Source organism: Maribacter halichondriae (genome assembly GCF_027474825.1).
In the GTDB taxonomy this organism is placed as follows: Bacteria; Bacteroidota; Bacteroidia; order Flavobacteriales; family Flavobacteriaceae; genus Meishania; species Meishania halichondriae.
Genome location: NZ_CP107030.1, coordinates 1817792 through 1841185, shown reverse-complemented (window position 1 = coordinate 1841185; position 23394 = coordinate 1817792). Strand labels below are relative to the sequence as shown.

Sequence of the window (23394 nt, the reverse complement as noted above, 5' to 3'; positions counted from 1 at the left end):
CGAACAAATGAAATCATTATCTGGCATTTGCACAATCGCGCTGGGCCTTTTGATTATAACAAGTTGCAAAGACGACCCGAACAAGGCCAAAGACCCTATTGAGATAAAGCTGGCCGAAATCAAAAATGAGTTCGCCCCAGATAAGCGAGTGGCGCTATTCGATGTGGCCGCCACAAAAAATACTGAAAAGTATATTTTAAAGGGCGAAACAAATTTACCAGATGCACTTAGCGCCCTGAAGCGAAGCTTGGCCGTTGACAGCATACCTTTTATTGATAGTGTTCAGGTATTGCCGGCTGATTATCTTGGTAAAAACACTAAGGCGATCATTAATATTTCCGTAGCGAATTTAAGAAGCAATCCTGGTCATTCCTCTGAATTGGCGACCCAGGCGACTTTGGGTACAATTGTAAATGTTTATAAAAAAGAGGATAACTGGTACTATGTTCAAACGCCTGACGACTATTTGGCTTGGGTAGACGATGGGGGAATCGAATTGGCCGATAGCCAAAAAGCTGAAAATTGGAACAGTGATGAAAAAATGATTTACACCCAAACCTACGGTCATGCCTATCTTGGCCCATATGACGATGCCTCGATTGTTTCTGATTTAACGGCAGGTAATCTATTGACCATCGTTAAATCAGAAGCTGAAAATTTTATCGTGAGATTTCCTGATGGGCGGAATGCCTATGTTCGGAGAAATGAAGCAATGCCATATAACGAATGGTTACAAAACCTGAACGCATCCAACGAAACATTGGTTTCCACTGCGCAACGGCTTATGGGGGTTCCATATTTATGGGGCGGAACCTCGGCGAAAGGAGTGGATTGCAGTGGCTTTACCAAAACTGTCTATTTTCTAAATGGAATGGTTATTCCCCGCGATGCTTCCCAACAAGTACATACGGGCAAACCAATTGATTCGACACGGAATTTTGAAAATCTTCAAAAAGGTGATTTATTGTTCTTCGGAAGAAAAGCAACGGATTCCACTGCCGAAAAAGTGGTCCATGTAGGTATGTGGATTGGCAATAACGAATTTATTCATTCCTCAGGAAAAGTAAGCGTTAGTAGTATGAACAAGGGTTCTAAAAACTATGACGAGTATAATTTGAACCGCTACTTGCGAACCAAACGTGTTTTTAAACAAAAAGGTAAAGGGCTGATTGATTTGACGCAGACGCGTTTTTTTAAGGATTGACCGTTATGTCATTCCGAGGAACTAGGAATCCAACGCAACTATTATAAGGTGCTTACGAGTAAGAGGTTCCTCCTGCGTCGGAATGACAAAAATCATCTTTTATTCCTCCCAAAAACGACATCCAAATGCTCTTCGTTCGGAGCACGATTTCTATTTGCCAAACTAACCGCGACATAGGTCAACATCGAAATCAAAAAGGCGGGAATAATCTCGTGAATATCTTTCAAGGCCTCATATTCGAAGCGGAAGGCAAAACGCCAAATGATATTGACCAACATTCCTACGACCATGGAGGCCATGGCTCCTAAATCCGTTCCCCATTTCAGATACAGCCCCCCAAAAATCGCAGGAAAGAAACTAGCCGCAAAAACTGCCCCGGCAAAAGCGGTCAGTTCCACAATACCGGCCATAGGGTAAAGTGTCATCACATACACGATGACGCAGTAAATAGCCATAAACCATTTTGTTCTCGGAATGATTTTCTTTTCTGGCATTGGCTTGGCAACATGCCAAATATCCTTGACAAAAGCGGTCCCGATGATAATGATGACCGATGCCAAAGATGACATTCCCGCTGCGAAAAGTCCGGCAATACAAATTCCGCTAACGAATTTGTTGTCAAATTTATCGAGCATAAAACCGATAACCTCATCAGTATTGTTGATAAGATAATTTGCCTCTTCAGGAGTGGCCATTCCATGAACCAAAGCGCCCAGACCCATCACGCAAACGAGTGAAATTCCTAGAAAGACAGGTGTCCAAATCATGGCGAAGCGCATACTTTTTGCATTGTCAATGGAATAAAACCGGATAAGGTTTTTCGGTTCCGATATTTGTTTCATCCCAATGGAAAGTCCTATTCCCAATATATATAGAAATGAGACCAGCTCTCCGAAAGTGACCAAGCCAGATTTAATAGGTTCTCCAGATTTCGCTAAGTGGTCGGTATTACTGATAGCCTCCATGAGGTTATCGGCACCACCAACAAACATAAACGGAATAGCCAGCATCAAAATCGCAACAAAGAACATGATAATGCCTTGAACAGCATCTGTCCAAAGCACACTGTACATACCGCCCCAAATGGTATAGGCACAAGTAATCGCGATAATGGCAAAGGCCCCGTATTCATAAGGAATATCCAAAACCGAGGTCAATACATGGGCGCACCCTTTCGCAATACCGATCATATACCAAAGGGTAGCAAACAAAATAATCACAGCAGAAAGCACCCGTATACTTTTCGCTAGATTGCTCTTGTATCTCAAGTGAAAATAATCGGGAATGGTAAATGACTTCAAGCGAGCTGTTTGAAAGCGCATTTTCGGACCTAAGAGCTGCCATGAAATAATGCAGAAAATGGTCCAAATCAAACCCATCCATGCCCAAGAGAGTCCGTATTGAAATGATTTTCCGGCTTGACCGATATAGGTGTTGGTGCTGGCTGAGGTAGAGAAAAATGCCAAAGAAATAACCCATCCGGGGATTTCCCTTTTTGCCACATAATACCCTTCGACTCCTTCGGAAGCCTTCTTTTTAAAATACCATCCGATATAAAGACATCCTCCCACATAAATGGTGGTAAGAATAAGTGTAACATAATGTTCGCCGAAATATTCCATCAATGTTCGGGATTATGGCCGTTGCCATCGACTGTGATATCACGTTTGACGACCAATAACGCATTGATGACCACCAAAACGATGATACCGATGTAGGGGATGAGGGTTAGGAAATCCATAGCTCAAAATAGTGTTTTCGTATCAGTTTCCCCTATAAAAAGAGGGGACCTGTCTGCAGGCAGGTTAAGGGGGCGTGTACTTTTTTTATTTCAAACCCTTCCGTCTTCCCGCTGAGGCGGGAATCCACCTCCCCTTAGCTGAGGGGAGGTGCCAAAAGGATTCAAAACATTTTCTTCAACTCATTCTTCGTCACTTTCCCTAAAACATTTCGGGGCAGTTCTTTTCGCACGATATAATTTCTCGGAACCTTGTATACTGGCAGTTGTTCTTTCAACCAATCGGAAATGGAATCCGTGTCAATTACAGTTTGAGAGGAAACAACACAGGCCGAAACCACTTCGCCCCATTCCTCATCGGGTAGCCCGACCACTGCACAGTCATCTACAAGTTCATGTTTTCTGAGCACATCTTCGATTTCCAAAGCGGAGATTTTATAGCCGCCGGATTTAATGATGTCAACACTATCGCGGCCTAAAATTTTGTAAAGACCATTATTTAACATTCCGATATCCCCAGTAATAAACCACCCATTATGGGTAAATGCCTTTTGGGTGGCCTCCGGTTTTTGCCAGTACTCCTTAAAAACACTTGGTCCTTTGATTTGGAATTCCCCGGGTTCGTTTTCTTTGACGGGATTGTTTTCAGAATCTACCAACCGCATTTCGACCCCCGGTAACGGCAATCCTACATGGCCGGGTCTTCGTTCTCCTCGATAGGAGTTTGAAAGTCCCATGCCGATTTCGGTCATGCCATATCGTTCTAACAAGGTTTGACCAGTGATTTCTTTCCATTTTTCAAGTACGGGAACCGGCAAGGCTGCGGAGCCTGAAACCATTAATCTCAATTTCGAGGCAGCACCAGATAATTTTTTTTGTTTTTCGGAATTAGCGTTCTCCCAATAAGAAATCAGTTTATAATAAATGGTCGGTACCGCCATAAATAGAGTGAGCCTACCCGACCTGATGATTTCCCAAACTTTCTCGGCCTCGAACTTGGGCAAGAATTCGCAGCAAGCACCGCACCAAAGTGCGCAGCTCATCACATTGATGATACCGTGCACATGATGCAAGGGTAGAATATTGAGAATATGATCGTCTTTTTCCCATTCCCAGGCATTTACGAGTGTTGTTACTTGAGCTTCGATATTGTCATGTGTCGTAACTACCCCTTTGGGCCTGCTTGTCGTTCCGCTGGTATATAAGATCATGGCCCGCCTGGTGGAATCGACTTCCGGCAATACAGAAGTATTTTCTTGGAGAATGGATTCCAAAGGAATTACAGAAATATCAATTGCTACCTCCAAAGGATTTAAGAATTCAAAATAATCGGAATGCGCAATAACTATTTCAGCCTGCGTATCTTCCAAAACATATTGAATAGAGGGCAACGGATGCAAAACACATAAAGGAACTGCAATTCCGCCCGCAGCCCAAATTCCCCATTGCACCGCAGTATATTCAAAAGACTGTGGCACCAAAAAAGTAATCCGATCTTCGTTGAGGTCCGCTTTTCCGTTCAGAAGATTAGCCGCAACATTTTGGGAAGCCTCTGAAAGTAGATCGTAGGAATATGATTTTCCGTTGGAAACTAATGCCGTTCGGTCTTTGAAATTTTTGGATCTTTCTAAGAGTTGAATCATGGATGCTACAATTCAACCGTTTTACCAGTTCTGAAAGATTCATCCGCGGCCAGAACGATTCTCAAACTATTGACGGCATCTCGTAAATGGTCGCTCAAGTCCAAATCTTCTAAAATGGCTTTTAGAAAATACTCCTGCTCCAAAAGGCAGAGTCCGTCGTGATCGGGTTCGTCGGAGGTGTCGATAATTTCATCAGATTTCATGAAATTTCCATTTTCATCGGTGGCGCTGTGGTGTAATTTCAAGGCGCCGGTTTTGGAATGATCGTCCACACTATCGGAATCTCCTTTTGCCTCATCAACGATCGAAACACAACCTTTTGGCCCTATAACATCCTTTACAAAAAATGCGGTTTCACTCATCATAGGACCCCAGCCAGCCTCGTACCATCCAACGGAACCATCCTTGAAACGGACTTGCAACTGTCCGTAATTGTACATTTTCGAATCTATTTCATCGGAAAGTCGTGCCCCTATGGCACTTACACTGACAGGCATCGATTGGGTCATCAAGCACATTACATCAACGTAATGTACGCCACAGTCCACAATGGGCGACATGGAATTCATCAACTGTTTGTGGGTATACCAATTATCGCCAGAACTCTGTTGGTTGAGGTTCATTCGCATGACCAAGGGTTTACCAAGTGTGCGTGCCACTTCGACAAATTTGGCCCATGCCGGATGTACCCGAAGAATATAGCCCACTACCATTTTTTTGTTTTTTGCTTTGGCCAAATCAACTAGACTTTGGGCATCTTCAACGGTCAGGGCCAATGGTTTTTCCACAAAAACATGGGCATTGGCGTTCAAAGCTTTTCGAATATAATCGGCATGTGTATCGGGGTAAGTATTAATGGAAACGGTATCAGGCTTCGTTTCGGTCAAAGCGGTTTCATAATTACCAAAAGTGGGGTAGCCACCCAGTTCTTGCGATAGTCTTTCTCGGCCTTCGGCCTTTCGACTTACAAGACCTACGATTTCAAAACCTTCCAATTGGTGATATGCACGGGCGTGCGATGTACCCATATTTCCGCAGCCGACGACTAAGATTTTAGTTTTCATTTGATGTTTTTGACAAGAGAGCATTAAAATTATAAATCTAAGGGCGAAATGACTATTTTTAGACAAACAATTTTGTAAAACACGAATATGAAAAAGCTTGTAATTCTTTCCGTTCTGTTTACCAGTATGCTGACTTTCGCGCAAAACACAATCAACTCAAGGGAAGGATATACCCCTAATATTGGCATTATGGTCAACATGCTTGACGACTTAAAAAACCGTGTTACCAAAAGGGTTCAAAATGCAAATCAAGAACAAACTGACTTTCTCCTAGATGATAAGGCGAATCGGGTCGGAGCCATGATTATGCACTTGGCCGCTACTGAGGCTATCTATCAAAAGTTATCTTTTGAAGGCAGCGAGTTTAACAAAGAGGAGGAAGAAAAATGGAATACGGCATTAAATCTCGGGGATAAAGCCAGGGAAGAGCTTAAAGGAAAACCTATAAAATACTATTTAGATTTATGGGATGAGGTACGAGAGAAAACCCTTGCCACTTTAAAAACAAAGGACGATGAATGGTTTGCATCAACCATGAACGAGCACATGAATCATCACTGGGCCTGGTTTCATGTAATGGAGCATCAAGCCAATCACATGGGCCAAATCGCAATGTTGGCTTCAAGAGGTCCAAGCAAGTAATTTTATAGTCGTTTGTTCTTACGGTAAAGAAAAGGCGATAATCTGATTCCCTTTTTCGGTACCCAATTTTTCGCCACCACAGGCAATAGCGATGTATTGTTTACCATTGACCTCATACATGGCAGGCGTTGCAAATGCAGCAGCCGGGAGTTTATATTCCCATAGTTTTTCTCCTGTATGTTTGTCGAAAACCCTAAAATAACCGTCGCGGGTCGCACCGATGAATAGGAGTCCGTTTTCAGTCACTACGGGGCCACCATAATTTTCGGTGCCCGTGCCTTTACCTTTTCCTCCTAATTCAGGTGTATCCCCAAAAGGAATCGACCAAATATACTCTCCGGTATTTAAATCGATGGCATGCATGGTGCCCCACGGTGGAGAAATACCCGGAAGTCCTTTATTATCTAGGAATTTGTTGTATCCCGTATGTTTGTAGCCCTTATTGTCTTCCTCTTTTTTTATGCCTTTTTCAACAACGTTGTGTTGTATTTCCTGTCCCCATAAGAATTTTAGAAGTGCCTCTTTTTCTTCCTTTTTTAATTGTGGAAAACCCGTCATCATGCCTTTGCCCTGAGTGATGATACTTGCCGCTTCCGAACTTTCCATACGTAATTTTAAATCAATCAAGGATGGAAATCCGCTTGCCGCCAACCCTTTTCTATCGGCTTGATGGCAACTTGCGCAATATTTTTGATAACTGGCTTCGCCAATAGGCGTGCTTTCAGAGGTTTCATCCTCCGGCACTACTTGAAGGTTCCAGGCCATTTCGTTGGCGTTGACATATAGAATTCCATCTTCGGGATCTGCGGCCGCTCCGCCCCATTCAGCAGCTCCGTCGTAGCCTGGGAACAAAAAATTAGGAGTCAAGTTGGGCGGTGCGTATTGCCTTTTGTCAGCAGATTTGAAAAACGCCAATAGCTCGTCTTGGTTTTCTGCAAACGGACTAATATCCGCTTCCGTCAAATCTTGCGATTGTCGGGCAAAGGGTTTCGGTTTGACAGGAATGGGTTGTGTGGGCCAGGCCTTTTCTCCATCTAAGGAAGAAGAAGGTACGAGCACTTCTTCAATATCAAAAAGTGGTTCGCCTGTCATTCTATCAAAAACATAAACATAGCCTTGCTTGGTCACTTGGGCCACTGCGGGAATCTTTTTCCCTTCGCGCTCGACCATCAAAAGATTAGATGGGGCTGGAGGATCGCGGTCCCAAAGGTCATGATGGGTCAGTTGAAAATGCCAAATTCGTTTTCCCGTATTTGCATCAAGTGCCAATAGACAATTCGAAAAGAGATTGCTTCCTAGACGGTTTCCCCCATAAAAATCCGGTGCAGCGGAACCAGTCGGAATATAGATGATACCTGCTTCTTCGTCAACCGCCATTCCGGCCCAATTATTTGCGGCGCCAACGAGGTCGTCTTTATATGCTTCTTTATTTTCCCAAGTATCATAGCCTTCTTCTACGGGATGCGGTATCGTATGAAATACCCATTCCACTTTTCCTGTGATGACATTGAATGCCATAATATCTCCCGGTGCCGCCCCGGCTCCTTCCGAGAGACGGAGTGGCATCACAATGATGTCTTTGTATATTGTTCCGGGGGTGTTGGAAATCACGAATTTTTCCTTGGCGGATTCGGGCATTCCGGAACGCATGTCAATTTTTCCATTATTGCCAAAGGTCGTAATCGGTTTTCCCGTAAGGGCATCCAAAGCAAAAAGATAGGGGCCGCGTGTTACTAAAATACGTTTGTCCTTTTCCTTTTTCCAAAAAGACAGGCCTCGGGAAGTTGAGTGCCACACTTTGACGGAATCTCCGAATTGCCAGATTTCTTTTCCGGTTTCGGCGTTCAGCGCGACTACCCGAAGCGCGGCGGTCACTCCGTACAAAATACTATCGACAACTAAGGGATTCATTTGCATTTGTCCCCAATCGGCCGCTTCATAAGACCAAGCAACTTTTAGGTCTTTGACATTTTCATGAGTAATTTGTGATAGGGTAGAGTAGTGGCTTCGACCCGGATCACCCAAATAGGTCGACCATGTAACATATTCTTTTTTGGAGTTTTTTTCTTCGGAAGGGCTACAGCCTAAAATGGCCAAAGATAAAATCAGTAATACATAAGTGTACTTGCAAGAAACCATAGTTAGAAGAGATGTGATTCTTAAAAGTACTTAAAAATACCTATTCAAAATAATCGTAACAGCTCCTTTATATGAACTTCCGAATAAATTTAAATGTACCAATAAATAATAAAGCTGGTAGATTTCAATCCGAGCTGTCTCGCCACCGATTTTTGGAAAATGTTCCGAATGTGCTTCAAAAAATAAACTGCCAAACCCCCGAACAATCGTGTCATCGCTAAATCGACTTCAAAATGACCATAATATGTGGCTGGATCAATAAGAAAGGGTTCCCCTTTTTCTGAAATGAGATAATTGCCACTCCATAGATCACCATGTAAAAGAGCGGGTTTGATATCAGGAAATAGGTTTTCACAGGATTTAATAATCCGTTCTTCAGATGGGATTTCGCCGGTATTCAACTTTCCTGAATCGCGTGCCAATTTCAATTGTGGCAACAACCGCTCTTCCACATAAAATTTCGTCCAATAAGAATGTTCTTTATTCGATTGCGGAAGGCTTCCTATGAAATTATCGGTTTCCCATCCGAAGTTTTTCGAGGCCGAAAACCTATGTAGAGCGGCCAGTTGATGCCCCAATAACTCCATTTCTTTTTGGGAAGCATTTTTAGATTCAATGTACTCCATGAGTAAAAGACCACTTACTTCCTGCTTTTCGCAGAGTAAGACTTTCGGCACGGCTATCGATTTGGTTTGGGCGATGGCTTCCAAACCCCTCTTTTCTGCCAAGAACATTTTATGGGCATCTTTCCCCTGATTGACTTTGCAAAAGAAACGTTCGCTCTCGGTTTTTAACAAATACGCCTTTGAGATATCTCCGCCGGAAACCGGTTGGACTTGTTCAATTTTAATACATAGCAAGTATTCGATATGGGCTTTTAGATCTTTGTCCATATCATAAATTTACTCAGCAAACCGCCATTAAAAAAGGGAGTTGCCTAACAAATTCTAAAAAGGAAAGTTCTGACGCTTCGTTCTTTATTTTTTCTCTGATGTAGAAACGGGCCTTGTCACGATCCCATCCCAGAATCACGGATTCGTATTCAATATCTTTAGCTATTTCGTAGATGGTCTTTAATTGGTGTATTTGTGCCGCCAATTCGTCTATTCCGCGGAAGGGTTTGTTTTCCCCATAAAGTTTCTCAACTAATTTCTTGTCCTCGGGGACTATATCATCGATCGATCGTTCAAGAATACATTGTGCCGTATTTTCATCCGATATTTTCCGCAACATAGATTTCAAAGCATATGAATAGAGAAAATTGGTTCTGCCGTGTTCGCTTATCTGTTTGTATTCATAGGCCAATATATTATTCTTGGGAGCCATCTGAATTCCAAAGGGGATATATGATAGGTTGAGTCGTGTATCGGTTCCCTTTCTAGGGATTTCAGCCTCTAGATAAAATACCGCTGAGGTAATCTGATACTCCGTTTCTTTCGATTTAGGCAAAAACGTTTGTAAACCAAAATCTTCCGGCAATATTGGGGTCAGGCCTTTGTTAGAGGATAATGTTTTGCGCGATCCGCAGCCATCCCAATCCATTTTCAATGTGGTGAAATTACCAATGGAGTTTTTATAAGCACCAATAGTGGTCTCGTAATAGCAGCCACAACCTTGTTCGGTAAAGGCGATTTTTAAATAACCATTTTTAGTTTCGTCTACGATATCATAGCTTCCACCGTTGTCTTTATTGATATCAATGTATCCGCCGGCCTCCGTCCAAAGGATATCGCTCATAGAGCTTTTCTGGGCAACCAAAGCAGTCGTCATCAATAGGCCGACAATAAGAGGAAATAGTTTCATTTAAAGCTGAATTTTTTGAAAGGTACGAGCAATGTTGAATCCTTTTTCCAAAACTTCCTTTGATTGCTCGCTTTCACTATTCAATAACGGATTGGTATGGTTAAAATGTATAAAATGTATTTTTTTCTTTTCGGATGTAGGGAGGTTTTCAAAAAGTTCTATACTCTCAATTACAAATGGATGTGGAATCTCGGAAATATCCCGATTGTTGATTTCCGCTGCATCATAGAAGGTGGCATCCAAGAAAGCGAAATCTACCTTTTCGATTTCGGAAACGATACTCGCGGACCACTTCTGCCATTTATCGATATCCGGAATGAAAAGCACACTTCTGTTCGGCCCTATAATTTTATAGCCTACGGTTTCTGAATATTCGTCGCGGTGCGGCACTGTAAACGGAATCACTTTTATTTGCGGGGTAAGGTTTATTTCTCGCCCATCTTCTAGAGATTTGATGTCTATGTTTTTATTGGAAACCAGTTGGGACCAAGGCCCATTTTTTTCCAAGAAGGATTTCATTTTGGGCATAACATACACAGGAACCTTATCGGCATTTGTTGCTTCCTTGCCCAAATACATTAACCCCGTATAATGCCCGATGTGGGCGTGGGTTAAAAATATACCGTTCGGTATTTCTGTGGCATTCCAAAGCGCAGACTTCTTCAATGTTTTTAGTTGTTCGGTCATATCAGGCGTAGCCTCAAAGAGGAATGTTTTTTTGGCTTCTGAATCTATAATCCCAAGAGAAACTACCTTTCTGTTATAATCTGGATTTTCAAACAAGTTTGCGCAACAAGTTTTTTCACAAGCGATATGGGGAGAACCTGCATCCTGTGCCGTACCTAAAATTACCAAAGCAACTTTAGATGTAGTTGTTGTATTTGAATGGCTTTTTCCGTTATTCTCGGAGGCTTGACCACAAGAAAAAAAGCTTGTTGCAAGAGAGAAAATGAATATGCTATATTTTTTCAAACCGGAACTACTTATTACTTTGTGAGAAAAGCGCGAATATCCATTGACAATTTTATTAAATCAGGTTGATGTGTATACATCATATGACCCGCTTCATAATAAGTCATTTCAACGCGCTTAGTCGCGATACCGTTACGGGCAAAGGTGTATTCCGCATCGAAAAAGGGGGTGATCAAATCATAATAACCGCTGGCAACCATTACTTTCATTGCGGGGTTTCGTCTCATAGTCTCACCCAAGTGAGGAGCAGTGTTTACGGGCATGGGTTCCCAATACTGACCGTCGGGTACCGTTCTCCATCGCCAGCTACTACCTCCACCAGAAGTAATATAGGGCCTATCCATTTTGACTTTCAACTCAGAAGCAAAATAGTGGTTTAAAGCAGCGGTGTAGGCCGAGCTGATTTGATAGCTTGCGGGATCACCTAAATGTGGGCGCTCTGAAACCTTATCGACTTCATCGCCCATAAACCGTCCATCCAAACGACCCACAGCCAGCCCTTCATCTTCCAATAGTTTCTTTTGAAAACGCCCCATAAGTATGCGAAGATTGGAATGAAGGATATACTTTTTGTCCAAGCCGGTGAAATAGGCCAATTTATCCGCAATAGCATCTTTTTCCGTTTTGCTTAAAAGATTTCCCTTGTACAGTGCGGGTGTATAGGTATCGTATGTGAATTGCCTACATTCTTCCACAAAGTCTACCAAAGCCTTTCCCACACCCGCCTTTTTATGGTACCATGCCGTGGCCGCCATACTGGGCAAATAGGTAATGTAGGAGGTCATATTGTGGTGCACCGAGGTAGACCCGGCATAGTCCAAAGCTTGGGAAATCAAGATCATGCCGTTCAAAGCCATATTCTGGCCTGAACCCTCCAAAGCTTTTCCCAAATAGGCAGCACGGGTGGTTCCGTAACTCTCACCGGCGAGGTATTTGGGCGAGAACCAACGTTCTTTTTCGGTCACCCACTTACGTATGAATTGCGCAAAAGAATCCACATCCTCTTTTAGACCATAAAAATCCTTTCCCTTTCCTTTTCCAACAAGTCGACTATAGCCGGTGCCCACTGGGTCAATGAATACCAAATCTGTTAAATCTAGTAGTCCGTGTTCATTCTTGCCCAAGTTATAGGGCGCTGCGCCATCGTCTTGCTTCGCATCGGAATCTACCATTACCACTTTGGGCCCGAAAAACCCCATGTGCAACCACATTGATGCGGAACCCGGCCCACCGTTGAAAACAAAGGTCACCGGCCTTTTGGTAACATCGCCCTCAGGGTTTTTGGTATAGGAGACGGACCAAAATGTAGCAATCGAGTCACCCTCCTTATTCGTTAAAAAGGTCTCTTCTGCCGTAGCCGTATAGTTGATTGTTTTACCGCCGAAAACACCTTGATGGCTGGTTATAAATGATTTTGGTTTTGGAATTGGTTTTACGGTTTTTTTCTCTTTATCGTCCTGTGCCTTTATTGTCAGGGCGCATAAAAGTAAAGTGAAAAGCACTATTTTATTGTTCATTTTCATGTCTTGTTGTTATAGATTTTACCAGTTTATTTCAACTTTTTCCTTAGGCTTGACGGTAATGGTTTTTCGTTTGTTTTGATGGATTAGGGTTGTAGTTCCCCCTTTTGGTGATCTGACCACTATTTTCACCGGTTTTTTATCCTTCCATTCTAAATCCATTTCGAAAGCCCCACGGGCCATAACTCCCTTTATGTTACCTTCTGGCCAAGCATCGGGAAGTGCCGGCAACAAACGGATTTCATCCACCGTAGACTGCATCAACATTTCTATAACTGCTGCGGCACCGCCGAAATTTCCATCGATTTGAAATGGCGGATGCGCATCGAACAAATTGGGATAAGTACCGCCACCACGAGCGTAGGTTGTTTTTACCCCATCGGGCTCGACGTAGCGCAACAGTTCACGATACATTTTATAGGCCCGATTACCGTCCCAAAGTCGTGCCCAGAGATTGATGCGCCATCCTTTTGACCACCCTGTGGTGTCATCTCCTTTTATTTCAAGGGAAACACGACAAGCTTCTGCAAGTTCCGGCGTTTTTTCCGGTGTGATGTGATGGCCGGGGTAAAGGCCGTACAAATGGGTCTGGTGCCGATGTTTGGGATATGCATCTTCCCAATCGTGATACCATTCCTGTAAATTCCCCTTTTTCCCGATTTGATAGGGATATAACCGCTCAAGTGCTTTTTCCAATTGTGCGCGAAAATCGGTATCGATTCCCATAATCTTGGAGGCGGCAATGGTCTGTTCAAAACATTCCCGAATCATGGCAAGGTCCGCTGTTGCCCCGTAAAGGGTCTGCCCTTCGTACCCATCTGATGTAATATATGCTGCTTCCGGAGAAGTCGAGGGTGAAGTAATTAAATAACCATTCTCATCCTCCACCAACATATTGAGACTAAATTGCGCTGCACCTTTTAAATGACGATACCCGAATTTTCCTAAGAATTCTTTGTATCGTGTGAACTCATAATGCTCCCATAAGTGGGTACTGAGCCAAACACCCCCCATATTCCAATTCGCCCATTTGGGGTCTCCCTCGCCGAAATCACCTACGGGGTTGCTCATAGCCCAAATGTCCGAATTATGACAGGCCGCCCATCCATCCGTATTATAGAAATTCTTGGCGGTTACCGCTCCTGTTTTGGACAAGTTTTCTATGAAGGATAACAGTGGAATGTGCATTTCGGTAAGATTGGCGTTTTCGGCCAACCAATAGTTTTCCTGCAGGTTTATATTCGTCGTGTAATTGCTGCTCCACGGAGGTCTTAGATAGGGGTTCCAAATACCCTGAAGATTGGCAGGAACTTTTGGGGTTCGGGAACTGGAAATCAACAAATAGCGCCCATATTGAAAATAGAGTACTTCGAGATTTTTGTCCTCCTCTCCCTTTGCATAGCTCTTCAAACGGGCATCTGTCGGCAGGTCGGGAGCTGAAGTTTGACCTAGATTCAAATGTACCCTTTGAAAAAAGTTTTGATAGTCAAGAAGGTGTAGGGCGCGAAGTTTTACGAATGATTTGTCCAGAGCTCCGGTCAATTGATTCTTGGCAATGCTTTGATGGTCCAGACCTTGCGTTGCAGGATTTTTGTCATAACCGTTAAAACTTGTGGCAATAGAAATGAAGATCAAGGCCTCCGTACCGTTTTCCAATCCGACGGAGTTGTCGGTAACGGTCACTTCCCCATCTGTGTTTTTAATATGGAACAAAGCCGAAAAGCGAGTTCCTCTTTCAGGGTCAAAGCGCACGGCATTGGGCATGTCGCCACGATAATTCGGTTCGACATGATAGGGTGCATAACCTGAAGCTTCTAAAATGTTTTCATCGATTGCCACCTCGTATTTCAATAAACTGTTGAAATCGATCTGGAATGAAAGTTTTCCTTTTTGAGCGCTTTTCAACCGGATGACCATTACCTTGTCGGGATGCGAAACGAAATACTCGCGGGTAAATTCAACCCCATTTATGGAATAGGAAATTTTTGAGATTGCATTTTCCAGACTCAGTTCGCGCCGATAGTTCGAAGGACTTCCCTCATGCTCAAAGTGGAGCTTCATAGTACCTAATGGCATGTACGATTGTGAAAAAGAACCCTGAATCTTTAGCTGTAACGAATCCGCTAGGGCATAGTTCTCATTTTTCAGGGCCTCCCGAATCGTTGGAATATAGGTGTGCGCATCAGGATTCATATTGGGATCCACGGGTTCACCGGACCAAAGTGTGATATCGTTGAGGTAAATTGAATCCGTTTCGATTCCCCCAAAAACAGAAGCGCCCATTCTGCCATTGCCCAAGACCAAGGTTTCTTCAAAATGTTCCGCGGGACGGTCGTACCATAGTGTATTTGCCGATTGTGATGATAGCGAATCGAAATATGTTAAGAATATTACTAAAACTAATATCGAAATGGTACTGCTACGAAAAATCATAAAAACTAAGATATATATAAAAGGGCAGTTTTGGAAGATTTATCAGTGACAAACAGAATGACAATATTTTTTCTACATTAGGGGAATAATCAACCATAATTTTTGGGCATGCACGGTTTTATTTCAAGCCAATCCTTGGAAATAAGTCCTGTAACCTAAAAATTTGAAACCTCTTTCACATGTCACAACTAGCCGATACCGTTTCAAAACGTCTTTTTTCCTTGGATGTCTTCCGAGGACTTACCATGTTTCTTCTTGTAGCCGAAGCAGCGGGCTTTCACCATAACTTTACCGAACTGACCGACGGAACGGCGTTTTCAGGCCTAGCACACCAATTACACCACCATCCTTGGAACGGACTTCGGTTTTGGGACCTGATACAACCTTTCTTCATGTTCATCGTTGGGGTCGCCATGCCTTTTTCACTGAAAAAACGCTTAGCTACGGGCAGCCGAGTCGCCGCTACACGACATATTCTGAGGCGCTGTTTTCTACTTTTCGCTTTTGGGGTCTTGTTACATTGTGTTTATGAACACGCTTTAGTCTGGGAACTTTGGAACGTTTTGGTACAGTTGGCCTTTACCATTTTGATTGCCTATGCCATCATGAATCTATCACACAAAGCCCAAATCGGCATTTCGATCGGATTGTTGGTTTTGACAGAAATACTGTATCGCGCTTATAACCCCGAGGCACCCTATGCTCAGGGTCACGAAAGCTTCGGTGCATGGTTCGATATGTTGACCATGGGTAAGGTTAATGGAGGATATTGGGTGTTTGTCAATTTTATTCCGACCGCGGCGCATACGATTTGGGGTGTCATCTGTGGGCAAGTTTTACTCTCCGGAAAATCGGCACAAGAGAAATTAAAGCCTTTTCTTGTTTGGGGAGCTGCCATACTGATATTGGGGTTTGCCATGGATTTGCTTAACATCACCCCCATTATAAAGCGTATCGCGACCTCTTCATTTACGTTGGCCTCTGGCGGGTTTGCCGTACTGACCTTGGCCCTTTTCTATTGGGTTATCGATGTAAAGGGATACAAAAAGAAATGGCTAAAAATATTTTCCGTGGTAGGCACGAACTCCATTTTCATCTACCTATTTGCTGAAACCGTCGGGGCTCAATGGTTCAGGGGATTCGGTCAAATTTGGACGGAAGGATTACTGGCTCCTTTGGGCGTTCCGGAAGATTGGATCATGGTCATCAACGCCCTATTTGTACTCTTTATCTTTTGGTACATCACCTACTTTTTGGACCAAAAGAAGGTGTATTTCAAGGTATAAATGGATGGATGTCTCAATGCATCAAACCGACTGCCTAGTTGGTAATCCCTTTTGATTATGGGCCTGAAAACCGGATTATTAAAAGATTTAAAGCCAAAAAACATCGATAAAAAGGCCATATTTAGCTTCATTCTCGACAAGATACCACCATACCGACCACGGAGTCCGTTTTTAGATGATTCACATTTCGTAAAGTTCTATAGGAAGATCGTCAGGATCGCTGAAAAAGGTAAACTTTTTCTGGGTCATCTCATCGATGCGAATCGGTTCGGGCCAAATATCTTTGGAATTGAGTTCTGAAATGCATTTTTCGATATTATCTACCTCAAAAGCAAGATGACGCATACCACATGATTCAGGCCTTGATGGACGTTTTGGTGGATTCGGGAAAGAAAAGAGTTCAATGACATATGCTCCGTTCAAGGCGAGATCCAATTTATAGGATTCCCGTTCCGCTCGGTACGTTTCTTTTATAATGGTCAGGCCTAGCACTTCCGTATAAAAAGTCTTTGATTTTTGATAATTGGAACAGATGATGGCAATATGATGGATACTGTTTAAGTGCATGCTAAAAAGTTAAATGATTATAAATCCTCAGGATATTTGCCCGCAGTAGTCCAACCTCCATCTACAGGTATCACCTGTCCGTTGATATGGGAAGCTTCATCGGAAAGTAGAAAAAGACAGGTATTTGCAATGTCTTCGGGTCTCCCAACACGTTTATTGGGGTTCAATTTGCTCCATGTACCTTCGTAATCAGGCTGCTCTTTTTCGGTTCGTTCGGTCAAAGTGGCCCCTGGGGCAATGGTATTGACCGTAATGCCGTGTTCGCCCAGACCATATGCCAAATTTTGACCCATAAATTGCAGGGCCGCCTTCGTCATACCGTAGGCTGTCAAGTTATGATAGGCCCGAAGGCCAACTTGGGAAGACATTAAGACCATTCTACCGCCAATTCCTTGCCGAATCATCTCTTTGGCCGCTCTTTGTGCCAAGAAAAAAGCTCCTTGTAAATTCAATTGTATGACTTTCTGAAAGGAATCGGGCGTGAACTCCAAAAAATCCCCGAAGAGCGTGATTCCGGCATTGGGCACCACAAAATCGATTTTGCTGAACTTTTCAAGCGTGAAATCGACCATTTTGTTAATGGTTTCGATATTTCCGGCATCCCCGAAAAAAGAAAGACAGGTTCCGGTATGCATGGCATCCAATTTCGAAGATGCTTTTTTGGCCAGTTCTTCATCAACATCATTAAGTACTACGTTCGCTCCGGCCTTGAGCAATAATTCGCAAATGGCGAGTCCAATACCTTCTCCGGCACCGGTCACTAGAGCTGTTTTATTTTTTATTCCGGTGTATTGCATAAGAAATAACGTATTGGGGTTCCTTGAACTGTGGTTTTATGAACAAAAAGTCCGCCGCTTTGCGGAAATTTCTCTAATTGCTCATGGGTCAGTCCGCTTCTTGCCGAAGTAATATACATCGTTTTTAAATCTTTTCCACCAAAACAACAGGAAGTTACGTGTGGTGCGTCGACTTCTATTTTTTCCAAGACCTCGCCCGTTTCAGGATTCCATCTACGTACGCAATGGCCGCCCCAGTGGGCAATCCAAAGCCTATCTTCGGTATCGATGCTCATGCCATCAGGACTCCCATATTCCTCAGGAATTTTAAAAAGTATTTTTCCTTTAGAAAGGGAACCATTTTCCGCATCAAAATCAAAAACCTGAACCGAAAAAGTTGGACTATCGATATAAAAGAATCTTTTTCGGTCTGAAGACCACGCCATACCGTTGGAAATCGTTGTTTTTGGAACTGCTATTGAAGTTTTTAAATTTTTAGTAACCCGATAAAGACTGCCTGTTTGTGGTTCGAATTCCTTGTGCATCGTGCCAATCCAGAAATTTCCGTTCGGACCTACTTTTCCGTCATTAAAACGGATTTTTGGATTAGAATTCTCCAGAACCTCGAGTTTCGTCAATTGCTCGGTTTCTAAATCAAAAGATGCCAGGCCCTTTTCCATTGCCAGAAGTAGATTGCCGTTTTGCATGGATAAAGCAGCACCGATCATTTCATTAAATGACCAACTTTTGTTTTTTCCTGTGGATGGGTCGTGTTGATACAATTCGCACCCTTCGATATCGACCCAGAAAAGCTGTTGCATTTTCCAATCCCATATCGGGCCTTCGCCCAAGATGGCGTTGGCATTATATAATAATTGGGCCTTATTGGTTTTGATAGTTGACATGATTTTAATTCAGCTGGAAGATAATGAAATTTGAAAATCCGAAATAACAAGACAAACAGTAAAAAAGCCACCGGAGTTAGCTTATCGCTCTCCGAACTTTCCTCTGACCTCTTCTAAAATGGACTTTGGATCATACCCATACCCTTTTTTGAAAACCATGTCAACATTTCTGATAACAGTTGGATTCTCTTTCAGATTTCCGTTCAGAATAATAAAGTCGGCACGCTTTCCTTGGGCTATTGACCCAATAGTTGTTTTTGAAAGTACATCCGCCCCATTTTTTGTCATAATTTTTATGGCTTCCTCGGCAGTAAAACCGGCTTCAATGAGCAGTTCGAAATTTCTTTGGTCACCATAACCAGGGAGTACATGTCTTCCTGGATCGACACCTGCCGTTAAGGTTCCGCCCATTTTGAAAAATCGACGTTCGAAGGCCATGATTCGCTTAAGTCGATTCTCTCGAATAGTATCATTTGAGGTAAGACTATTAAACTGGGCTCTTCTCTCTTTATATTGATCGACAAGAAAGGGAGCCATGGCATCCAAAGTTCTTTGATCGGCCAAGGCCCTTCCTGAAATGCTCGATTCATAAATGGCCAAGGTCGATGTCATAAAAACATTTTTTTCGACCATAAGGCGAATCAAATCTTTAACTGTTTCGCGCGTTATATCGAGCGTGTCAATATATTCCCTAGACCCGTTGCAAATGCCGTAGGTTTTGTCATTTCTAAAATCACTTGTACTGTTCAGACCATGTTCGATACCATCGATGCCCATATTGGCTGCCTCTTCAAATGTAATTGAACACAGATGCCCAGTTACCTTGGCATTGTGCCTATGCGCTTCAAATATGATGGTTTCTAAGTCTTTTGGAGAAGTGTCGCGATATACCTTGAACCAGCGTACCCCTCTTTTGATCCAATACGCAATAGTATCCCGAATTTGCTTGTCATCGCGTGGGATAACCATGTTCGGATTGCCTCCCGCTCCGTTAAAATAGGGGCCACTGGTAACGATAACAGGGCCTATTAAGATCCCTTCTTCAATTTTTTTGACAATTGGATTTCTTTTTCGGTGGATACCGAACCACAGGTTTGAATGGTCGTAACGCCCGAGGCTAAATATAATTTTGCCGCGACCTCACCCGTAAACGGAACTTGGGGAATATGAAGATGGTTATGCATACCAATAATACCAGGTATAATGGTCTTATCCTTACAATCAATTTTAACCGCATCTTTTGGAATTGTAATTTCGTCCTCCTCCCCGATGTCGTAAAATTGTCCATTGACCACAAGAACGGTCTGATTTTCCTTTATTGTACTTCCTGTGCCATCGATAATCGCGGCATGGGTCAATGCAATGACTTTTTCATCGTATTCGATATATTTCAGTATATCTGTACCCAACACATGCTGCTCTCTAAAATTTTCTACGATGGTATTTTGTGCTACTATTTTTGAGTTTGCATGTTCATTACAACTGTAGAGGGTAAGTAGGACTATGAGGTGCTTTAAATATTTCAATGGTGTTGTTTACAATAGCAGGAGGATGAAAGTACGGAATTTTGGAAAACTCTTGAAGGTGATGGTAAAAAGTACGACCGGGACACTCATGTCAGCCCTTACGAACGGGTTATGATATTTTAAATATTGGCTCAAAAAAGGTACTAGTCCCGTTTGATTTTTAAGACTTTAGTGCTATTTCGCTCAGGCATTCTTCCTGTTTCGTCTTTTATTGGATACATTTATGAAGCATGTAACCCTAAAAAAATGATATGAATCGAAGGCTACTATTAGGTTTGATCGGACTCAGCCCGTTAGCACTGATTTCTTCTAAAATACCAGCTAATAACCCGATTATAAACATTCTTATCAAAAGATGGAAAAAGTCCAAGGAGTATACTATGATCGTTCTCGAAGCAATGCCTGAGGATGATTTGGAGTTCCAACCCACCAAAGAACAAATGAGTTTTGCCCAACAATTTATGCATATTGGCTTTACGAACAATGCTTTTATAGGGATATTGATGGATTCCAAAACCTATCCCGATTTTGAGGCGCTTATGGAAGCAAATTTCTTTCTTGAGCGCCCTGACCCCATCAACCTATTTCAACCGGACAACCTCCAGATAAGGGATGCAAAAGAAAACAAAGCTTTGGTATCGAAATATGTGGCAGACACTTTCGATTATGTGATTTCAAGTCTAGCCAACCTAAGTGATGAAATGTTAGCGAGAGGAGAAAACAAGGAGAAACCTTGGTATCTAGAAGGTCATTCCAACTTGGATCTTATTCTACGGAGCGAAAGCCATACGGCACATCACAGGGCACAAGCAATCGGGTATTTGCGAATGAACGGTATTCAACCTCCGGGATATTCTAAGAATAATACGCTTTAAATTGTTCAAGATTGAATAAAGGATTGTTTTATTGCTTTTGTCAGTTTGCAATTGGTGGGCGCAGAGCTTTATTGTGGTAGTAAATTTGATTTTCGACATGCCCACTCATTTTGGCTACTAGTCACAGACTAGCGGGAGCATGAGATAATTCGATTTAGCACAATTTTGGTGGTCATGCCTATGTTTTTTCAAACAAGGATTATTGTAATATCCCCTGATATTTCTGACTATTCCCTAACAACTCCGTAGCAGCCAAAATCGCCTCGTCATGGGTCAGGTAGTATTCGAAAAGCCCTTCACGATAGAAGTATCGCTTGATGATTTCATCTTCTAGGTTTTTGCGGATCTCTTTTTGGTAAGAGTCCAAAGCCGCCATTTTGCTTTTGTTGATATCGGCCAATAGGGTGGTAAAGTCTTTTTCGATGGCATCGTTGAAAATGACCTCTTCGCGGTCGGTCAACGCTTGCTTCAATACTTTTTCGGTTTTGGTCTCAAAAGAGAAATCGCTTTTTGACACGTGGTTTTTAAAGTTATTATAATCGCTTTCTGAGAATTTGAAACTATTAGGGTCGGCTACTTGGTTATTGTAATAGTAGTCCGTCGCAAAATCAAAGATGACATGGTTGTTCAACAGGGCCGTTGTCAATTCGTTGGATTTTAACGCTGCGATTTCGATATCTGGCAAAACCCCGCCACCATCTTGTACCTTACGGCCGTTTCGGGTCTTAAAATCGCTATAGGTCGCATTGCGAACGGCATTGCCATCTTCATCGCGGTTCCAATAATCGAGCGATTGTATGCACCTTCCCGAGGGCGTGTAATAACGCGAAATGGTCACTTTGAGTTGTGTACCATACGTCAATCGCAAAGGGCGTTGTACGAGTCCTTTTCCGAAACTTCGGGCACCCATGACGACGGCACGGTCGAGGTCTTGCAAACTTCCGGAGACGATTTCACTCGCAGAAGCACTGCTACCATTGACCAAAACTACCAATGGAATTTCGGTGTCCACCGCTTTGTTCTTGGTCTTATATTCTTGGTTGAACTTTTTGACCTTTGATTTGGTTGTCACGATGAGCTCGCCTTTGTCCACAAAAAGATTGGTAACGTTGATGGCCTCTGAAAGTAGACCGCCAGGGTTGCCCCGTAGGTCTAATATTATTTTTTCTGCCCCCTTGCCTTTCAAATCGATTAAGGCTGCCTTGGTCTGTTCCGATGCTTTGGCATTGAATTTTGCCAATACGATATACCCGGTCTTATCATCGACCATGTTGTAAAAAGGTACGGCATCGACTTCGACCCCGGCTCGACTTATGGTGGTTGTTTTGGTATCTCCCTGTCTTTTATAGGTTACGTCAACAGATGTTTTGTTGGCTCCTTTTAAAAGTTCGGTAGCATTGTCGTCATAATCGGAGACATTGATATCACCGATTTTGATAATTTCATCACCCGCTTTGAGTCCGGCTTTGTCTGCGGGGTAATCTTTATAAGGCTCGATAACGACCAGTCGGTCATTGTACGAACGAACTAAGGCTCCGATACCGGAGTATTCGCCTGCATTGTTGATTTTATAGGCCTCAACGTCTTGTTCGTTCAAGAACTTGGTGTAGGGATCGAGGTCGTCCAACATATTTTTGATGGCCGTATCCATCAATTCGGCGGGGTTGGTCTCGTCGACATAATTCATGTTCAGTTCTTTGAACAGGGTCGTGAAGATTTCGATTTGTTTTGCGATTTCGAAGAAATCACTTTTAAAACTGCTTCCGACCACCAAAAAAGTAATCGCTAGCACAGGAATCAAAACTTGTTTTCTAATCATCTTTTTCATGGGCTATCTTTTCGATAAATTTTTGAAGAATTTTTTTCATGCTCTTTTCCACATCCGAAGACGTGGGCATTTCCTTCCCAAGGTATAAAAATAGAAACGCAAACTCACCCTCACTATTGTTAAAAACGAGGTGTTTGTTCAATCGGTAGGCTTCCCGAAGCAAGCGTTTAATGCGGTTTCTTTTTACGGCGCTTTTGAAGTTTTTTTGGAACCGCCACTCCCGCTTGAATTTTTACATCTTCCAAAAGAGCAGTTTTAAGGTAAATCAACTTAAGCGGATATTTAGAAATGCTCTTCCCTTCTAAAAACAAGCGATCGATACGTTTTCTGCTTTTTAGCTTTTCTTTTTTTGGGAAGGTATTTGGCATCGAACTCATTTAAACGTAAAAGTAAAATAAAAACGACAGTTGCCGATTATGATATTTGTCATTGTTCACCCCCTTGAAAGATTATACATTGAACCATCACAATTT

The 23394-nt window shown here is 42.7% G+C and carries 18 protein-coding genes and 2 pseudogenes; 4 read left to right on the top strand and 16 right to left on the bottom strand.

What is annotated here, in order from left to right; translation table 11 throughout:
• Positions 1-7 precede the first annotated feature (7 nt).
• Positions 8-1204: a C40 family peptidase gene (locus tag N8A86_RS08410; RefSeq protein ID WP_273568638.1), complete on the top strand. Its 1197-nt coding sequence runs from the start codon at positions 8-10 to the stop codon at positions 1202-1204.
• A gap of 92 nt (positions 1205-1296) precedes the next feature.
• On the opposite strand, the gene N8A86_RS08405 is transcribed toward N8A86_RS08410, so the two are convergent.
• From N8A86_RS08405 to N8A86_RS08395, 3 genes are all read right to left on the bottom strand, one after another.
• On the bottom strand, positions 1297-2826 hold the full coding sequence (locus N8A86_RS08405) for a sodium:solute symporter family transporter (RefSeq protein ID WP_273568637.1): 1530 nt from the start codon (positions 2824-2826) through the stop codon (positions 1297-1299).
• Between the two features lie 280 nt (positions 2827-3106).
• Complete coding sequence (locus N8A86_RS08400) at positions 3107-4585, bottom strand: acyl-CoA synthetase (protein WP_273568636.1); 1479 nt, start codon at positions 4583-4585, stop codon at positions 3107-3109.
• Positions 4586-4590: 5 nt separating this feature from the next.
• Entirely contained in the window at positions 4591-5649 is a 1059-nt protein-coding gene (locus N8A86_RS08395) for a Gfo/Idh/MocA family protein (RefSeq protein WP_273568635.1), read from the bottom strand.
• Positions 5650-5736: 87 nt separating this feature from the next.
• Between N8A86_RS08395 and N8A86_RS08390 the strand changes: the two genes are divergently transcribed.
• Complete coding sequence (locus N8A86_RS08390) at positions 5737-6291, top strand: DinB family protein (RefSeq protein ID WP_273568634.1); 555 nt, start codon at positions 5737-5739, stop codon at positions 6289-6291.
• 18 nt (positions 6292-6309) lie between these two features.
• On the opposite strand, the gene N8A86_RS08385 is transcribed toward N8A86_RS08390, so the two are convergent.
• The 6 genes and pseudogenes from N8A86_RS08385 to N8A86_RS08360 form a co-directional block, all read right to left on the bottom strand.
• On the bottom strand, positions 6310-8430 hold the full coding sequence (locus N8A86_RS08385) for an outer membrane protein assembly factor BamB family protein (RefSeq protein WP_273568633.1): 2121 nt from the start codon (positions 8428-8430) through the stop codon (positions 6310-6312).
• A 30-nt stretch (positions 8431-8460) separates the two neighbouring features.
• Positions 8461-9323, bottom strand: a pseudogene (locus tag N8A86_RS08380) (fructosamine kinase family protein).
• A 13-nt stretch (positions 9324-9336) separates the two neighbouring features.
• Positions 9337-10233, bottom strand: a complete 897-nt coding sequence (locus N8A86_RS08375) for a hypothetical protein (protein ID WP_273568632.1) — start codon at positions 10231-10233, stop codon at positions 9337-9339.
• A complete protein-coding gene (locus N8A86_RS08370) occupies positions 10234-11205 on the bottom strand; it encodes an MBL fold metallo-hydrolase (protein WP_273568631.1) in 972 nt (323 codons plus the stop codon). It lies immediately after the preceding gene.
• A gap of 14 nt (positions 11206-11219) precedes the next feature.
• A complete protein-coding gene (locus tag N8A86_RS08365; RefSeq protein WP_273568630.1) occupies positions 11220-12722 on the bottom strand; it encodes a S10 family peptidase in 1503 nt (500 codons plus the stop codon).
• Positions 12723-12746: 24 nt separating this feature from the next.
• On the bottom strand, positions 12747-15158 hold the full coding sequence (locus tag N8A86_RS08360; RefSeq protein ID WP_273568629.1) for a glycoside hydrolase family 95 protein: 2412 nt from the start codon (positions 15156-15158) through the stop codon (positions 12747-12749).
• A gap of 179 nt (positions 15159-15337) precedes the next feature.
• Here N8A86_RS08360 and N8A86_RS08355 point away from each other — a divergent pair, with 179 nt between their 5' ends.
• Entirely contained in the window at positions 15338-16444 is a 1107-nt protein-coding gene (locus tag N8A86_RS08355) for an acyltransferase family protein (RefSeq protein ID WP_273568628.1), read from the top strand.
• A 180-nt stretch (positions 16445-16624) separates the two neighbouring features.
• Here the strand turns inward: N8A86_RS08355 and gloA2 are convergent, their stop codons facing one another.
• From gloA2 to N8A86_RS08330, 5 genes are all read right to left on the bottom strand, one after another.
• Positions 16625-17011: an SMU1112c/YaeR family gloxylase I-like metalloprotein gene (gene gloA2, locus N8A86_RS08350; protein WP_273568627.1), complete on the bottom strand. Its 387-nt coding sequence runs from the start codon at positions 17009-17011 to the stop codon at positions 16625-16627.
• Positions 17012-17028: 17 nt separating this feature from the next.
• Complete coding sequence (locus N8A86_RS08345; protein WP_273568626.1) at positions 17029-17808, bottom strand: SDR family NAD(P)-dependent oxidoreductase; 780 nt, start codon at positions 17806-17808, stop codon at positions 17029-17031.
• Positions 17790-18692: an SMP-30/gluconolactonase/LRE family protein gene (locus N8A86_RS08340; protein WP_273568625.1), complete on the bottom strand. Its 903-nt coding sequence runs from the start codon at positions 18690-18692 to the stop codon at positions 17790-17792. The genes N8A86_RS08345 and N8A86_RS08340 overlap by 19 nt, the downstream gene beginning before the upstream one ends.
• 81 nt (positions 18693-18773) lie before the next feature.
• Entirely contained in the window at positions 18774-19661 is an 888-nt protein-coding gene (locus tag N8A86_RS08335) for an amidohydrolase family protein (RefSeq protein ID WP_273568624.1), read from the bottom strand.
• 59 nt (positions 19662-19720) lie between these two features.
• Entirely contained in the window at positions 19721-20218 is a 498-nt protein-coding gene (locus N8A86_RS08330; protein ID WP_273568623.1) for an amidohydrolase family protein, read from the bottom strand.
• 251 nt (positions 20219-20469) lie between these two features.
• Between N8A86_RS08330 and N8A86_RS08325 the strand changes: the two genes are divergently transcribed.
• Positions 20470-21093: a DinB family protein gene (locus N8A86_RS08325; protein ID WP_273568622.1), complete on the top strand. Its 624-nt coding sequence runs from the start codon at positions 20470-20472 to the stop codon at positions 21091-21093.
• 199 nt (positions 21094-21292) lie between these two features.
• On the opposite strand, the gene N8A86_RS08320 is transcribed toward N8A86_RS08325, so the two are convergent.
• Both N8A86_RS08320 and rnpA read right to left on the bottom strand, forming a co-directional pair.
• Positions 21293-22921: a S41 family peptidase gene (locus N8A86_RS08320; protein WP_273568621.1), complete on the bottom strand. Its 1629-nt coding sequence runs from the start codon at positions 22919-22921 to the stop codon at positions 21293-21295.
• Positions 22905-23289 (bottom strand): annotated as a pseudogene (gene rnpA, locus N8A86_RS08315) (ribonuclease P protein component). The gene N8A86_RS08320 and the pseudogene rnpA overlap by 17 nt, the downstream one beginning before the upstream one ends.
• Positions 23290-23394 lie beyond the last annotated feature (105 nt).

What these genes read in the sequence shown, in the direction of transcription:
- N8A86_RS08325 (WP_273568622.1), top strand. Translation starts at nt 20,470, where the DNA reads ATGAATCGAAGGCTACTATTAGGTTTGATCGGACTCAGCCCGTTAGCA.
- N8A86_RS08410 (WP_273568638.1), top strand. Translation starts at nt 8, where the DNA reads ATGAAATCATTATCTGGCATTTGCACAATCGCGCTGGGCCTTTTGATT.
- N8A86_RS08385 (WP_273568633.1), bottom strand. Translation starts at nt 8,430, where the DNA reads ATGGTTTCTTGCAAGTACACTTATGTATTACTGATTTTATCTTTGGCC.
- N8A86_RS08400 (WP_273568636.1), bottom strand. Translation starts at nt 4,585, where the DNA reads ATGATTCAACTCTTAGAAAGATCCAAAAATTTCAAAGACCGAACGGCA.
- N8A86_RS08360 (WP_273568629.1), bottom strand. Translation starts at nt 15,158, where the DNA reads ATGATTTTTCGTAGCAGTACCATTTCGATATTAGTTTTAGTAATATTC.
- N8A86_RS08320 (WP_273568621.1), bottom strand. Translation starts at nt 22,921, where the DNA reads ATGAAAAAGATGATTAGAAAACAAGTTTTGATTCCTGTGCTAGCGATT.
- N8A86_RS08355 (WP_273568628.1), top strand. Translation starts at nt 15,338, where the DNA reads ATGTCACAACTAGCCGATACCGTTTCAAAACGTCTTTTTTCCTTGGAT.
- N8A86_RS08375 (WP_273568632.1), bottom strand. Translation starts at nt 10,233, where the DNA reads ATGAAACTATTTCCTCTTATTGTCGGCCTATTGATGACGACTGCTTTG.
- N8A86_RS08335 (WP_273568624.1), bottom strand. Translation starts at nt 19,661, where the DNA reads ATGGTTATCCCACGCGATGACAAGCAAATTCGGGATACTATTGCGTAT.
- gloA2 (WP_273568627.1), bottom strand. Translation starts at nt 17,011, where the DNA reads ATGCACTTAAACAGTATCCATCATATTGCCATCATCTGTTCCAATTAT.
- N8A86_RS08405 (WP_273568637.1), bottom strand. Translation starts at nt 2,826, where the DNA reads ATGGAATATTTCGGCGAACATTATGTTACACTTATTCTTACCACCATT.
- N8A86_RS08365 (WP_273568630.1), bottom strand. Translation starts at nt 12,722, where the DNA reads ATGAACAATAAAATAGTGCTTTTCACTTTACTTTTATGCGCCCTGACA.
- N8A86_RS08340 (WP_273568625.1), bottom strand. Translation starts at nt 18,692, where the DNA reads ATGTCAACTATCAAAACCAATAAGGCCCAATTATTATATAATGCCAAC.
- N8A86_RS08345 (WP_273568626.1), bottom strand. Translation starts at nt 17,808, where the DNA reads ATGCAATACACCGGAATAAAAAATAAAACAGCTCTAGTGACCGGTGCC.
- N8A86_RS08395 (WP_273568635.1), bottom strand. Translation starts at nt 5,649, where the DNA reads ATGAAAACTAAAATCTTAGTCGTCGGCTGCGGAAATATGGGTACATCG.
- N8A86_RS08390 (WP_273568634.1), top strand. Translation starts at nt 5,737, where the DNA reads ATGAAAAAGCTTGTAATTCTTTCCGTTCTGTTTACCAGTATGCTGACT.